Here is a 13,657-nt window from a genome sequence, read left to right on the forward strand (position 1 = left end):
GGCCGCGGCCGCCCTTCGCCTCTTGACGCAGGCGCGCCGAAAGGAGCACACAGGAGGGGCATGGTGCTCAACGCGGCGCAAAGCGCCGGAGCATAATCGGGAATGGGGATGGGCGGACCAAGTTGCGGCGCTCAAAACCCCAGCCGCCCCCGCGACTGTAAGCGGTGAGGGGCTCCGATCAGCCACTGGGCCGCAAGGCCCGGGAAGGCCGGAGAACCCAGTGAACCGCGAGCCAGGAGACCGGCCCTGCACGTTTTGAGGCCAAGGCCGTCGGGTGTGACGGCAGGAAGGATCTGAGCCATGCATATCGAACCCGGGATCGTGACGGGCGCCAAGCTCGTGTTGAGTTACGCAACCGGCATCGCCGCAGGCGGCGTTGCCCTGAAGCTCGCGGCCAAGACCGTACGCGAGCAGGGCATGACGTCGTTCGCCGCGCGCACCTTGGCCACGACGGTTCTCGTCTTCGTCTTCTTCGAGATCCTGCCGCACTTCCCGGTCGGCGTCTCCGAGGTCCACTTCATTCTCGGCTCGACCTTGTTCCTGCTGTTCGGTGCGGCGCCCGCCGCCTTTGGCCTCGCGTTCGGCCTGCTGCTTCAGGGCGTGTTCTTCGAGCCGGCCGACATCCCGCAATACGGCATGAATGTCACGACGCTCCTGGTGCCGCTGTTCGCGATCCAGGCCATCGCAACGCGGATCATCCCGCGCAACACCGCCTATGTCGATTTGAAGTATCGCCAGGCGCTGGCGCTGTCGACGACCTATCAGGCCGGCGTGATCGGCTGGGTGGCGTTCTGGGCGCTCTACGGCTCGGGCTTTGCGATGAGCAACCTCGCCAGCATCGCGACGTTCGCCGCCTCTTACGCGCTGGTCATCGTGATCGAGCCGCTGGCTGATCTGGCCGTGCTGGCGCTGGCGAAGTCGCTGCGCGGCGTCACCGCGCCGGGCTTCGTCACCCCGCGCCTGCACAACGCGGCCTAAAGAGACAAGGGGCGGCCGTCATGGCCGCCCCCGGCGCCCGCGATGCTCACGCTTTCCCTGATCGGCATCGGTTGCGGCGATCCTGGCCAGCTCACGCGCGCCGCCGTTGAAGCCATCAACGCCGCCGACCTCGTCCTGATCCCGCGCAAGGGAACGGCGAAGTCCGATCTCGCCGATCTCAGGCGGACGATCTGCGCGGATGTCCTGACCAATCAAACGACGCGTATCGCCGAGTTCGACCTTCCGGTGCGCGACACCGAGGAAGCGGATTACCGCAAGGGCGTGGACGACTGGCACGATGCGGTTGCCGCGACCTGGCAGCATGCGGTCGCAGATCATCTCAAGGGTGAGGGCAAGGTTGCGCTGCTGATCTGGGGCGATCCCTCGCTGTATGATTCCTCGCTGCGCATTGCGCGGCGGCTCGATCCCTTGCCTAAAATCGAAGTGGTGCCCGGCATCACCTCGATCCAGGCGCTGTGCGCGGCCCATGCGCTGCCGCTCAACGACATCGGCGAGCCATTTCTGGTCACGACGGGACGGCGCCTGCGCGAAGGCGGCTGGCCGCAAGGCGTCGACACCGTGGTGGTGATGCTCGACGGCGGCACGGCGTTCCAGTCGATCGATCCTGATAGCCTCCACATTTACTGGGGCGCCTATCTCGGCATGCAAGATCAGATCATCCTATCCGGCGCGCTCGCCGAGGCCGGCCCGCGCATCGTGGCCGTGCGGCAGGAGGCGCGCGCGCGCCACGGCTGGATCATGGACAGCTACATTCTCAAGCGTACGCGTTAAGCGAGGCAGCATGCTCCCCGACTGGGTCACCCAGAAATGCCCCGAAATCTCCGCGGTCCATCGCGACGCGGCGATCGCGCGTCAGGCGCAACTGACGAAGCCGACCGGTGCGCTCGGCCGGCTCGAGCAGCTCGCGATCGAGCTCGCGGGCTTGCAGGCCACCGAGCAGCCGCGCGCGGCGCGCGTGCCGATCGTCGTCTTCGCCGGCGACCACGGCATCGTCGCCCAGGGCGTGTCGGCCTATCCGCAAGCGGTGACCATCGCGATGATGGCGAATTTTGCCGCGGGCGGTGCCGCGATCTCGGTGCTGGCGCGCGAGCTTGGCTGCAGCCTGGAAGTGGTCGACGCCGGCACGCTTGCGCAGGAGGAGATGACGGGAATCGTCACCGACAAGCCGCGCTATGGCACGCGCGATTTCAGCGTCGAAGCCGCGCTCACACCTGCGGAACTGGCGTTCGCCTTCGAGGCCGGCCAGCGCGCGGTCGCGCGTGCGGCGGCCAACCCGCCTGATCTCCTGATCTTCGGCGAGATGGGGATCGGCAACACCACCACATCGGCAGCGATTGCCGCGAGCCTGCTCGGCATCAGCGCCGAGGAGATCGCAGGCAGCGGGACCGGCGTCGATGCCGCTGGCCGGGCGCACAAGGCGCGGGTGATCGACGCGGCGATCGCGCATCATGGCGTTGCCGGCGTTTCGCCCGAAAAAATCCTGTGCGCCGTCGGCGGTCTCGAAATCGCGGCGATCTCGGGCGCGATCATCGCGGCCGCGCAGCGCCGCATTCCCGTATTGATCGACGGCTTCATCGTGTCGGTCGCAGCGCTCGCAACAGTGCGGCTGAACCCGTTGTGCCAGCCGTTCCTGCTGCCGTCGCATCAATCGGCCGAGCAGGGGCACCGGCTGGTGCTGCGCGCGCTGAACGTGCAGCCGCTGATCAGCCTCGATCTCAGGCTCGGCGAGGGATCGGGCGCCGCCATCGCGCTGCCCTTGGTGCGCAGCGCCTGCGCACTCCACAACGGCATGGCGACCTTTGCCGAAGCCAATGTGCCGGACAGGCCTAGCTGACCCGCTGATTGACCGAGACGACGCGCCATCCGGTCGCGAGGCGATCGATCCGGGTCAGCGACAGCGGATCGATCACGAAGCGCAAGGCGGCCTGCGGCGTGAGATCCAGCGCGATGCAGAGCGCTGCGCGGATGGTGCCGGAATGCACGACGAGCGTGGCCGGTCCGGCTCCGATCCGCGACAGGCCCAGCCGGACACGCGCGACCTGATCCGCAAAGCTTTCGCCGCCCGGTGGCCGCCCGCCTGCCGGATCATTCCAGAACTGGGCGTAAGTCTCGCCGCCGGTGGCAGCGAGTTCGTCGTGCCGATGGCCGGTCCAGTCGCCGAAATCCTGCTCGCGGAATTCGCTGACCAGCTCCGGTTCGAGCCCCAGCGCGCGCGCCGTCTCGACCGTACGCCGCGACGGGCTGGCATAGCTTGCGGCATTCCGCGGCAGATGGCGCTGCAGCGCCTCCAATTGCGCGCGATCGCCGAGGTCGGCCGGTGCGTCGGCGGCGTGGATGGTGCCTTTGATGCCGTCGACCGGCGCATGCCGGATCAGCCAGAGGAAGGTCTCGCCTTCCATGCTCATCTCCAAGGAAGTTGGTCGCTGTGGCAATAACAGCGCATGGGATACATTGACTCCGTCGCGATGGTAATCCTAGATGCTCGCGACGGTTTCCCCGAGAGGGGATGAAAAGGGAATGCGGTGCGGGGAAATTGTCCCCAATGCCGTGGCTGCCCCCGCAACTGTAAGCGGCGAATCTTGCATCACGAGCCACTGGGCATCTCGGTCCCGGGAAGGCGACGCAAGGTACTGACCCGCGAGCCAGGAGACCTGCCGTCAGCCGTGGTCACACGCGAAGATGTCGGTCGGGGAGTACAGACATTCGGCTTCATCGGACGGCTGCAAGGCCCAAGGTGAGACCTCGTTCGCTGTGACGTGCCACTGACGTCATACCGAGGTTTTGTGCCGTGTCTTCCATCCGCATCCTACGACCGCGCCGCTTCCTGATCGCCTCCGCAGCGCTCACGTTGGCAGTGGCCGATCTGCCCGCCGCGATGGCGCAGCAGGCTCGCGAACGGCTGCCGGCGGTCGAAATCTCGCCGGCCCAATCCCGCAAGCAGGCGAAGCCTGCTAGCCGGGAGGGGCAAAGCGCCCGCCGCGCGTCGTCGCGCAGATCCGCTGTGACGGCAGCGCCAAAGCCTGCGGTGCCGGGCGATGCCGTACAGACGCAGGCGGCGACACCGCTCAACAGCAATGCGGTGGCCGAAAGCGCCTCGCGGCTCGGCCTGACGGTGCGCGAGACGCCGGCGACCGTCGAGGTGATCTCGGCCGAGACCATGCGCGAGCAGGGCTATCGCACCGTGTCCGAGGTCGCGCAGGGCGCGGTCGGCGTCACCTCCGGGGATGCGCCGGGGGAGCCGGCAGGTTTCTCGATGCGCGGCTTCACCAACAGCCAGATCAACACGCTCTACAACGGCATCAAGATCGGCCCGCAGAACATGACCTCGCGGATCATGGACACCGCCAATCTGGAAGCCGTCGAATTCCTCAAGGGTCCGGCCTCGCTGATGTCAGGCGAGGGCGCTGCCGGCGGTGCGATCAATTTCGTCACCAAGCAGCCGCATACGGGACCGATCCGGAACGAGGCTGACTTCGCCTGGGATTCGCTGAACTCGTTCCGCGCGCATTACGGCTCGGGCGGCAGCACCAACGTGCAAGGCCTCGACTACCGCTTCGACATCAGCCGTTCCTCGCTCAACGGTTTTGTCGACGACACCAATACCAAGATGCTGGATGTGTCGGGTCAGCTCAACTACCGCATCTCCGACAGCCTCAAGGTCTGGGGCGCGATCGAATATCGCGAGGATCGCGGCAAGGCCTATTGGGGCGCGCCGCTGGTGCCGGTCGCCTTCAGCGGCGCGCATGCGACGAGCGGGATCGTGTCCGGCAATTACGTCTCGAACTACAACAAGACCAACCTCGGCGCCGTCACCATCGACGACCGCACCTTCAACACCAATTACAACGTTCTCGACAATCGCAACGTGGCGCAGGAAGTGTGGCTCCGCGGTGGCTTCGAGCTGAAGCTGGCGCCTGACCTCATGCTGAAGAGCCAAGCCTATGGCTACGGCGCCGAGCGCACGTGGTTCAACAATGAGGTTGAGGCGTTCAATTCCGGAACGAACCTGGTCGATCGCGAGCGCTTTTACGTCGCCCATAGCCAGCGTCTCGTCGGCAATGTCACAGACCTGATCTGGGACACAGACATCGCCGGTTTCGGCAACCGGTTGGTCACGACGTTGTCCTCGAGCTATCTCTATTTCGTCAGGCCGGGCGCCGCCAATTTCCCCGGCGATTCCGTGTCCCTCGTCGATCCCAACCGCGGCTTCTACGGCACGCTTACGACCAAGCAGCAGACCGCCCGGATCGACAACGAGGCGCTGTCGTTCGAGGACCGGCTGAAGCTGACGCGGACGTTCTCGCTGATCGGCGGCCTGCGCGTCGAGCATATCGGGCTCGACCGCAATTCGACCGACGCGGTAGGGGTTGTGAACGCGGGTTTCCCTTACACCAAGGACTGGGCGCCGGTGACGGGACGCATCGGCTACACTTGGGAGGCCGTGCCGGGCCTGACCTTCTTCAGTCAATACGCCACCGGCGCAGACGTCTCGGCCAACAACATCTTTTTGCTGTCACCGACCCAGCCGCTCGATCTCACCACCGCGCGCACCTACGAGACCGGCGTCAAGCACCTGTTCTGGGACAACAGGGCGGAATGGTCGTTCTCGGCCTACGACATCCTGCGCAAGAACGTCTATGCCGCGGCCGGCGGGCAGGCGCTCAACATCGCGGGGCGGCAGGAATCCAAGGGCGTGGAGCTTGCCGCCTCGGTGCGTCCGATCGATCCGTTGCGGCTGTGGGGCAACATTGCCTATGTCGATGCGCGCTATGCCGATTACAATTTCGTCGGCGGATCGTTTTCCGGCAACACGCCGCCGAACGTACCGCGCATCGTCGCCAATGCCGGCGCATCGTATCGGTTCTTCACGCCCTGGCCGGTGGAGCTCGGAATCACCGGCCGCCATGTCGGCGACCGCTACAACACCGACGCCAACACGGTGACGATGAAGGCCTACACCGTCGCGGACGTCTACGCCTTCGTCGACATTCCCAAGACCGTGTTTGGTGCGGTCGACCAGGCCCGCCTGACCTTCCGCGTCCGCAACATCACCGACAAGCGCTACGCGATCTGGGGCGATCCGTTCTATCCCGATCAGATCCTGCTCGGTGCGCCGCGCACCTATGAACTCTCGGCGGCGTTCAAATGGTAGGGCGCTGACCGCATGATGGCCGCGATCGTCCTGCTGCATCGCTGGCTCGGGATCGCGTTCTGCCTGCTGTTCGCGATGTGGTTCGCGACGGGAATCGTGATGCACTTCGTTCCGTTTCCGTCGCTGACGGAAGCGGAGCGCTTTGCCGGCCTTGCGCCGCTGGACCGGACGGATGCGCGGATCGCGGTTGCCGATGCCGTCGTCGCGAGCGGAATCACGGACGCCACGCGTGTCAGGCTGATCCGGCGAAGCGATGGGCTCGCTTATGTCATTACGGGACCATCGCGCCTGCGCGCCGTGCGCGGCTCCGACGGGAGCGACGCAGAAGTGGTGTCCTCCGATGTGGCGCTCGCCATCGGGCGGGATCACGCCCGCAACCGCGGGCTCGATGCCGCGCACGCAACGTTGCTCGCGAAAGCGGATTACGATCAGTGGACCGTGCCGAACGGCTTCGATCGTCACCGGCCGTTGTTTCGCATCGCCCTCGGCGATGCCGCCGGAACGGAGCTCTATGTCTCCTCGCGCACCGGCGAGGTCGTCCTGGATACGACGCGAGGCGAGCGCGGCTGGAATTGGGCCGGCAGCGTGCTGCACTGGATCTATCCGACGGTGCTGAGACGCGACTGGGCGCTGTGGGACGGCGTCGTCTGGACATTGTCGTTGCTGGCCCTGATCGCAGCCGTGCTGGGTGCGGCGCTCGGAATCGTGCGGATCACGATGCGGGGTGGCCGCCCCGCAACGCCTTATCGCGGGTGGCACGCATGGCATCACGTCCTCGGCCTTGCCGTGACGCTGTTCGTGCTCAGCTGGATCTTCAGCGGCTGGCTCTCGATGGACCATGGCCGGCTGTTCTCGCGCGGACAGCTGACGGGCCCGGAAGCTGGCGCCGCGTACGCCGTGCCCGGCTGGATGGAGGCACTGTCGCTGGAGCGAACGCCGCTGCCGTCATCGGTCTGGGAAGCCGAATGGTTCGGCTTCGATGGCGAGGTCTATCGTCGCGATCGGCTCGCGCTGGCTTCGCAGAAATTGATCAGGGCCAAAGATACATCCGATGCGGGACAAGCCGGTGTCCTGAGCGCGGGCGAGGTTCGGGGCTTGACGTCCCGCCTTGCCAAAGATTGCGGCATCCCAGGCGTTTTGGCCGGCAATGATGATTATCCCACACGATCCGCCGTACCAAGTGCGCCGGTCTACCGGGCGCATTGCGGCGAGCTCTGGTTCGATATCGACGGCGCCGACGGCAATGTGCTGCAAAGGCTGGATGCCTCGCGGCGCGCCTATCGCTGGTTCTACGCCGCGCTGCACACGCTGGATTTTCCGATCCTCATGGCGCATCCGCTTGTGCGCGATATCGTGATCGTGGGGCTCTGTGTGCTCGGATTCGTGTTTTCCATGACCGGCGTCGTCATCGGCTGGCGGCGCCTGCGGCTTTCTCTGACGGTCTGACTCCAGGCGAACCAGCCGGCCCGAATGGCGGTGAGATCCCGCTGGCGAAGGTCCGGTTAGTGGCATACCATTTGCACGCCAATGGGTTCTGGTTTCACCTGCCCTTGGCCAACGACGGCCGGCATCACGGCATTACTGGGAGGACCTCATGGATCGCAGGACCGTATTGAAGGGACTTGCCGGCGCGGGCGGTCTGGCATTGACCGGCCTCTCGGCCCCGGCGATCGCGCAAGGCGCATCAGCCCGTACCCTCCGCTTCGTGCCGCAGGCCAATCTCGCCAATTTCGATCCGATCTGGGGCACGCAATATGTCGTGCGCAATGCCGCGGCGCTGGTCTGGGACACGCTTTACGGCATCGACGCGCAGCTGCAGCCGCAGCGCCAGATGATCGAGTCCGAGGAGACCTCGGACGACGGCAAGACCTGGACGTTCCGCTTGCGCCCCGGTCTCAAGTTCCACGATGGCGAGCCGGTGCTGGCCAAGGACGCCGTTGCCAGCCTGTCACGCTGGGCTGCGCGCGATCCGATGGGGCTCATGATCATCGCGATCCAGGAGGAACTGACGGCCGTCGACGATCGCACCTTCAAATGGGTCTTGAAGCAGCCCTTCCCGAAAATGCTCTATGCGCTCGCCAAGAACAACGCGCCGTGCTCCTTCATCATGCCGGAACGGATCGCCAAGACCGATCCCTTCAAGCAGATCACCGAATATGTCGGCTCGGGTCCAATGAAGTTCGCCAAGAGCGAGTGGGTCCCAGGCGCCAAGTCGGTGTTCGAGAAGTTCACCGATTACGTGCCGCGGCAGGAGAAGGCCTCCTGGCTCGCCGGCGGCAAGCAGATCCTGGTCGATCGCGTGGAATGGATCGTGATGCCGGACCCCGCGACCGCGGCGGCTGCCTTGCAGAACGGCGAGGTCGACTGGTGGGAGAACCCGATCGCCGATCTCGTGCCCGTCCTGAAGAAGAACAAGAACATCAGCGTCGACATCGGCGATCCCCTCGGCAATATCGGCTCGTTCCGCATGAACCATTTGTTCGCGCCGTTTAATGATGTGCGGGCGCGGCGCGCGGTGCTGATGGCGCTCAGCCAGGAAGACTACATGCGCGCGATCGTCGGCGACGACAACGCATTGTGGAAGCCACTGCCTGGCTTCTTCACGCCGGATACACCGGTTTACAACGAGCTGGGCGGCGAGATACTGAAGGGCAAGCGCGACTTCGATGCCGCCAAGAAGCTGCTGGCCGAAAGCGGCTATTCCGGTCAGCCGGTGACGTGTCTCGTCGCGCAGGACCAGCCGATCACCAAGGCGCAGGGCGACGTCACTGCGGATCTGTTGAAGCGGCTCGGCATGAATGTCGACTTCGTCGCGACCGATTGGGGCACGGTCGGCTCTCGCCGTGCGGCGAAGACGCCGCCCGGGCAGGGCGGCTGGAACATGTTCCACAGCTGGCATGCCGGCGCCGACTGCATCACGCCCGCGGCCTATACCGCCATCCGCGCCAACGGCGACAAGGCCTGGTTCGGCTGGCCCAACAGCCCGAACACCGAGAAGGAGATCGCAGGCTGGTTCGACGCCAAGAGTGTCGAGGAAGAGAAGGCGGCGATCGGGCGGGTCAACAAGGCGGCGATCGAGGATGTCGTCTATGCGCCGACCGGCTTCTTCCTGACCTACACGGCGTGGCGCAAGAACGTCTCCGGCATCGCCAAGGGGCCGCTGCCGTTCTTCTGGGGCGTGTCGAAGTCCGCATGATGGTGTGCTGAAGCCAGATGCTCTCCTACATCCTCCGTCGCGTCGTCGCGACCTTGCCGGTGATGGCGATCGTCGCGCTGTTCGTGTTCAGCCTGCTCTACATCGCGCCGGGTGATCCCGCCGTGGTGATCGCGGGCGATCAGGCGAGCCCGGAGGATGTGGAGCGCATCCGCCAGAGCCTCGGCCTCGATCGTCCGTTCCTGGTGCAGTTCGGAAGCTGGGTCTGGCGCATCCTGCACGGCGATCTTGGCACGTCGATCTTCACCAATTTGCCGGTCTCGGCGATGATCGGGCAGCGGCTCGGACCGACGCTGTCGCTGATGATCGTCACGCTGCTGCTCACGATCGTGGTGGCGGTGCCGCTCGGCGTCGTGGCGGCCTGGAAGGCCGGCAGCCTGATCGACCGCGTCATCATGGGCTTTGCCGTGTTCGGCTTCTCGCTGCCCGTCTTCGTGGTCGGCTACATGCTCGCCTACATCTTCGCCCTCGAGCTCGAATGGCTGCCGGTGCAGGGCTATACGCCGCTCAATCAAGGCTTCTGGCCGTGGCTGGAGAATTTGATCCTGCCTGCGATCGCGCTCGGCTGCGTCTACATCGCCCTGGTCGCACGCATCACCCGCGCCGCCATGCTCGAAGTGCTGCAGCAGGACTATATCCGCACGGCCAAGGCCAAGGGCCTCGGGCAGGGCGGCATCCTGTTCATTCACGCCTTGAAGAACGCGGCCGTGCCGATCGTGACCGTGATCGGGATCGGCATTGCGCTGCTGATCGGCGGTGCGGTGGTGACCGAGAGCGTGTTCGCGATTCCCGGCCTCGGCCGCCTCACGATCGATGCGATCCTGCGCCGGGACTATCCCGTCATCCAGGGCATCGTGCTGCTGTTCAGCTTCGTCTACGTCCTCGTCAATCTGATGATCGACGTCATCTATACGCTCGTTGACCCGAGGATCCGCTATTGACCGATACCACCGTCAATCCGCAATCGCTTCCGACCGGCCTCGTCCTCGCGCCGCAATTGCCGGAGATCATCCGGCCGGTCAGGATTCGACGCGGCTTCGTCGGCCTGTTGCGCGGCCACCCCACGGTCGCGATCGGCGGCGCATTGCTGCTGACATTGGTGCTGATCGCGATTTTTGCGCCCTATCTTTGGACGGTCGATCCGACCGCGCTCGCGCCGGCCAAACGCACGCGGGCACCGTCGGCTGATTTCTGGTTCGGCACCGACGTTCTCGGCCGCGACATCTATTCGCGTGTGCTGTTCGGCGCACGGGTTTCGCTCACGGTCGGCCTGTCGGTGGCGATTTTCGCCTCCGCGGCGGGGCTTGCCATCGGCATGGTCTCGGGCTTCATCCGCTGGGCCGACGGCATCCTGATGCGCTTCATGGATGGGCTGATGTCAATCCCGCCGATCCTGCTCGCCATCGCGTTGATGGCGCTGACGCGCGGCAGCGTCGGCAACGTCATCCTCGCCATCACCGTGGCCGAGATCCCGCGCGTCTCGCGACTCGTCCGCAGCGTGGTGTTGTCGCTCCGCGAGCAGCCCTATGTGGATGCGGCGGTCGCCTGCGGCACGCGCACGCCGATGATCATCCTGCGCCACATCCTGCCCAACACGGTGGCGCCGATGCTGGTGCAGGCGACCTATATCTGCGCCAGCGCCATGATCACCGAGGCGATCCTGTCCTTCATCGGCGCCGGCACGCCGCCGACCATTCCATCCTGGGGCAACATCATGGCCGAGGGCCGCGCGCTGTGGCAGGTCAAGCCCTACATCGTGTTCTTCCCGGCGGCGTTCCTGTCCGTCACGGTGCTTGCGGTAAACCTGCTCGGCGACGGCCTTCGCGATGCGCTCGACCCGCGCATGGCCAAGAGCCTGTGAGGGGCTGACTGCAATGGCCCTGCTCGAAGTCGAAAACCTCCAGACCCATTTCCGCACCCCCGGCGGCATCAACCGCGCCGTGGATGGCGTATCCTTCCACGTCAATGAGGGCGAGACGCTCGCCATCGTCGGTGAATCCGGCTGCGGCAAGTCGGTGACCTCGATGTCGCTGATGCGGCTGATCCCGGAGCCGCCGGGCAGGATCGCAGGCAGCATCCGCTTTGCGGGGAAAGATCTCCTCGAGCTCTCCGACCGCGAGATGCGCGCGATCCGTGGCAACGACATCTCGATGATCTTCCAGGAGCCGATGACGAGCCTCAACCCGGTTCTCACCGTCGGCCGCCAGATCCGCGAGACCTTGATGATCCATCAGGGCCTGGACAAGCAGGCCGCCGAGGCACACGCGATCGAGATGCTGACGCTGGTCGGCATACCCGAGCCGAAGCGCCGCGTGCGCGAATATCCTCACCAGCTCTCCGGCGGCATGCGCCAGCGCGTCATGATCGCCATCGCGCTCGCCTGCAATCCGAAGCTCCTGATTGCGGATGAGCCGACCACCGCGCTCGACGTGACGATCCAAGCGCAGATCCTCAAGCTGATGCTGGATCTCAAGCGCCGGGTCGGCGCGGCCATCATTCTCATCACGCACGACCTTGGCGTCGTCGCCGAGATCGCCGAGCGCGTCATGGTGATGTATGCCGGCCGCAAGGTCGAGGAGGCGCCGGTCGCCGAGTTGTTCCGTTCCCCCCGCCATCCCTACACGCAAGGCCTGCTGGGTGCGGTGCCGCGGCTCGGCTCCTCCCTGACGGGCACGGCACGACGGCTTGCCGAAATCCCCGGCCAGGTGCCCGACCTGCGCAAGCCGATCACCGGCTGCGTCTTCGCCGGCCGCTGCGCGCTCGCGACCGATCTGTGCCGGCAATACGCGCCGGGCCTCGAAGAGAAGGGGCCGCGCCACATCGCCGCCTGTCACTACGCGGCCAAGGGAGCGGTCGCGGCATGAGCCCTCCGTTGCTCCAGGTCAACGACCTCAAGAAGCATTTTCCGGTCAGGGCCCGTCTGTTCAGCCGCAAGCGTGAGTTCGTCTATGCGGTCGACGGCGTCTCCTTCGAGATCGCGCGCGGCGAGACACTGTCGCTGGTCGGCGAGTCCGGCTGCGGCAAGTCGACGGTCGGCCGCGCCATCCTGCGGCTGTTCGACATCACCGCGGGGCAAGTCATTCTCGACGGCCAGCGCATCGATGACGCCGCACCCAGCACGATACGCCAGATGCGCCGCCGCGTGCAGGTGGTGTTCCAGGATCCGTTCTCGAGCCTCAACCCGCGCATGCGGGTGCGCGACATTCTCGCCGAGCCGATCCGCAATTTCGGCCTCGCCAAGTCGGCAGAGGATCTCGAGGTCCGCCTCACGGCGCTGATGGACACCGTGCGCCTGCCGCGCGAGGCGCTCCATCGCAGGCCGCACGAATTCTCCGGTGGCCAGCGTCAGCGCATCGGCATCGCGCGGGCGCTCGCGGCGGAGCCCGAGCTGATCGTGTGCGACGAGGCGGTCTCGGCCCTCGACGTCTCGGTCAAGGCGCAGATCGTCAATCTCTTGCAGGATCTGCAGAGCGAGTTCGGCCTAGCGCTCTTGTTCATCAGCCACGACCTCGCGATCGTCGAGCACATGACGCACCGCGTCGCGGTGATGTATCTCGGCAAGATCGTCGAGGTCGCCCCGCGCCGCGAGATCTTTGCCGCGCCGAGACACCCCTATACCAAGGCGCTGCTCTCAGCGGTGCCGCTGCCCGAGCCGGGCGCCCAGCGCAATCCAATCATCCTGAAGGGCGACGTCCCGAGCCCGATCAATCCGCCGAAGGGCTGCCGCTTCCACACCCGCTGCCCGTTCGTCTTCGATCGCTGCCGGACCGAGGAGCCGGTGCTGCGCGCGGCCGGAGCCGAGCAGTGGGTGGCCTGTCATCTCGAAGACGGTGCCGCCGCGACGAGCAGCTGAGGACTGGGATTTTCGTCGGAAATTCGTCAACAAAAACAACCGCATTCTACTGTGCATGGGGTTGTTTTCGCGTTTTCGATTTGGCCGGCCTCAACCCTGCCGGCGCAGGAAGCCAGTGATGGTGACCTTTTCCCAGATCCCGGCCGCGGCAAAAGGATCGGCGCGGTTGAAAGCCTCGACCTCGCTGCGGCCGGGCGCCTCGATCAGGAACAGGCTGCCGATCATCGTCTGGCCATCGTCGGAGACGAGCGGCCCCGACATCACGATCTTGACCCCGAAGCGCGAAGTATCGCTCAGGAACGCCTTGTGGGCATCGTAATTGGCGAGCCGGGTCGGCAGCGCGCCGGCGCGGTCGACGGCGTGAATGGCGAACAGCATGGTGTCTCCGTGTCTTGCTTCAGTGTTGGGACGGCCGCCATGGCGGCCGTCCGGACGTGAT

At 65.7% G+C, this 13,657-nt stretch carries 12 protein-coding genes and 2 riboswitches; of the genes, 10 read left to right on the plus strand and 2 right to left on the minus strand.

The genetic code is table 11. From position 1 onward, the window contains the following. Window positions 1-44 precede the first annotated feature (44 nt). Window positions 45-264, plus strand: a riboswitch (cobalamin riboswitch). 36 nt (window positions 265-300) lie between these two features. Genes ML401_RS12725 through cobT form a run of 3 tightly spaced genes read left to right on the plus strand, consistent with a single transcriptional unit; the run spans window position 301 to window position 2,833 of the window. Then, complete coding sequence (locus tag ML401_RS12725; protein WP_285812138.1) at window positions 301-978, plus strand: energy-coupling factor ABC transporter permease; 678 nt, start codon at window positions 301-303, stop codon at window positions 976-978. Between the two features lie 42 nt (window positions 979-1,020). Beyond that, window positions 1,021-1,770 (plus strand): precorrin-6A synthase (deacetylating), encoded by a 750-nt coding sequence (gene cobF / locus ML401_RS12730; RefSeq protein ID WP_285812139.1) that lies wholly within the window; start codon window positions 1,021-1,023, stop codon window positions 1,768-1,770. 10 nt (window positions 1,771-1,780) lie between these two features. Further along, window positions 1,781-2,833 (plus strand): nicotinate-nucleotide--dimethylbenzimidazole phosphoribosyltransferase, encoded by a 1,053-nt coding sequence (cobT, locus tag ML401_RS12735; protein ID WP_285812140.1) that lies wholly within the window; start codon window positions 1,781-1,783, stop codon window positions 2,831-2,833. Here cobT and ML401_RS12740 read toward each other — a convergent pair. Next, window positions 2,826-3,398, minus strand: a complete 573-nt coding sequence (locus ML401_RS12740; protein ID WP_285812141.1) for a histidine phosphatase family protein — start codon at window positions 3,396-3,398, stop codon at window positions 2,826-2,828. The two genes, cobT and ML401_RS12740, sit on opposite strands and share 8 nt — an antisense overlap. Window positions 3,399-3,470: 72 nt before the next feature. After that, a riboswitch (cobalamin riboswitch) is annotated at window positions 3,471-3,673 on the plus strand. Window positions 3,674-3,787: 114 nt separating this feature from the next. On the opposite strand from ML401_RS12740, the gene ML401_RS12745 reads away from it, so the two are divergent. From ML401_RS12745 to ML401_RS12775, 7 genes are all read left to right on the plus strand, one after another. Continuing rightward, complete coding sequence (locus ML401_RS12745) at window positions 3,788-6,151, plus strand: TonB-dependent siderophore receptor (protein ID WP_285812142.1); 2,364 nt, start codon at window positions 3,788-3,790, stop codon at window positions 6,149-6,151. Between the two features lie 12 nt (window positions 6,152-6,163). After that, window positions 6,164-7,597, plus strand: coding sequence for a PepSY domain-containing protein (locus ML401_RS12750; RefSeq protein WP_285812143.1), 1,434 nt, complete (start codon window positions 6,164-6,166; stop codon window positions 7,595-7,597). 148 nt (window positions 7,598-7,745) lie between these two features. Further along, window positions 7,746-9,347, plus strand: coding sequence for an ABC transporter substrate-binding protein (locus ML401_RS12755; protein ID WP_285812144.1), 1,602 nt, complete (start codon window positions 7,746-7,748; stop codon window positions 9,345-9,347). Between the two features lie 17 nt (window positions 9,348-9,364). Next, entirely contained in the window at window positions 9,365-10,306 is a 942-nt protein-coding gene (locus ML401_RS12760) for an ABC transporter permease (RefSeq protein WP_194407326.1), read from the plus strand. Next, the gene (locus ML401_RS12765; RefSeq protein ID WP_285812145.1) at window positions 10,303-11,226 is read left to right on the plus strand and encodes an ABC transporter permease; all 924 of its coding nucleotides are present in this window, start codon (window positions 10,303-10,305) and stop codon (window positions 11,224-11,226) included. Before ML401_RS12760 ends, ML401_RS12765 begins: the two co-directional genes overlap by 4 nt. Before the next feature lie 13 nt (window positions 11,227-11,239). Then, window positions 11,240-12,229 (plus strand): ABC transporter ATP-binding protein, encoded by a 990-nt coding sequence (locus tag ML401_RS12770; RefSeq protein WP_211418256.1) that lies wholly within the window; start codon window positions 11,240-11,242, stop codon window positions 12,227-12,229. After that, window positions 12,226-13,218, plus strand: coding sequence for an ABC transporter ATP-binding protein (locus tag ML401_RS12775; RefSeq protein WP_285812146.1), 993 nt, complete (start codon window positions 12,226-12,228; stop codon window positions 13,216-13,218). Before ML401_RS12770 ends, ML401_RS12775 begins: the two co-directional genes overlap by 4 nt. 90 nt (window positions 13,219-13,308) lie before the next feature. Here the strand turns inward: ML401_RS12775 and ML401_RS12780 are convergent, their stop codons facing one another. Beyond that, on the minus strand, window positions 13,309-13,596 hold the full coding sequence (locus tag ML401_RS12780; RefSeq protein WP_194407330.1) for a YciI family protein: 288 nt from the start codon (window positions 13,594-13,596) through the stop codon (window positions 13,309-13,311). Window positions 13,597-13,657 lie beyond the last annotated feature (61 nt).

The organism is Bradyrhizobium sp. 62B (genome assembly GCF_030272265.2).
Classification (GTDB): Bacteria; Pseudomonadota; Alphaproteobacteria; order Rhizobiales; family Xanthobacteraceae; genus Bradyrhizobium.

Bases quoted from the DNA above. Each gene is read 5' to 3' on its own strand.
- ML401_RS12725 (WP_285812138.1), top strand. From the start codon at position 301: ATGCATATCGAACCCGGGATCGTGACGGGCGCCAAGCTCGTGTTGAGT.
- cobF (WP_285812139.1), top strand. From the start codon at position 1,021: ATGCTCACGCTTTCCCTGATCGGCATCGGTTGCGGCGATCCTGGCCAG.
- cobT (WP_285812140.1), top strand. From the start codon at position 1,781: ATGCTCCCCGACTGGGTCACCCAGAAATGCCCCGAAATCTCCGCGGTC.
- ML401_RS12740 (WP_285812141.1), bottom strand. From the start codon at position 3,398: ATGGAAGGCGAGACCTTCCTCTGGCTGATCCGGCATGCGCCGGTCGAC.
- ML401_RS12750 (WP_285812143.1), top strand. From the start codon at position 6,164: ATGATGGCCGCGATCGTCCTGCTGCATCGCTGGCTCGGGATCGCGTTC.
- ML401_RS12755 (WP_285812144.1), top strand. From the start codon at position 7,746: ATGGATCGCAGGACCGTATTGAAGGGACTTGCCGGCGCGGGCGGTCTG.
- ML401_RS12760 (WP_194407326.1), top strand. From the start codon at position 9,365: ATGCTCTCCTACATCCTCCGTCGCGTCGTCGCGACCTTGCCGGTGATG.
- ML401_RS12770 (WP_211418256.1), top strand. From the start codon at position 11,240: ATGGCCCTGCTCGAAGTCGAAAACCTCCAGACCCATTTCCGCACCCCC.
- ML401_RS12775 (WP_285812146.1), top strand. From the start codon at position 12,226: ATGAGCCCTCCGTTGCTCCAGGTCAACGACCTCAAGAAGCATTTTCCG.
- ML401_RS12780 (WP_194407330.1), bottom strand. From the start codon at position 13,596: ATGCTGTTCGCCATTCACGCCGTCGACCGCGCCGGCGCGCTGCCGACC.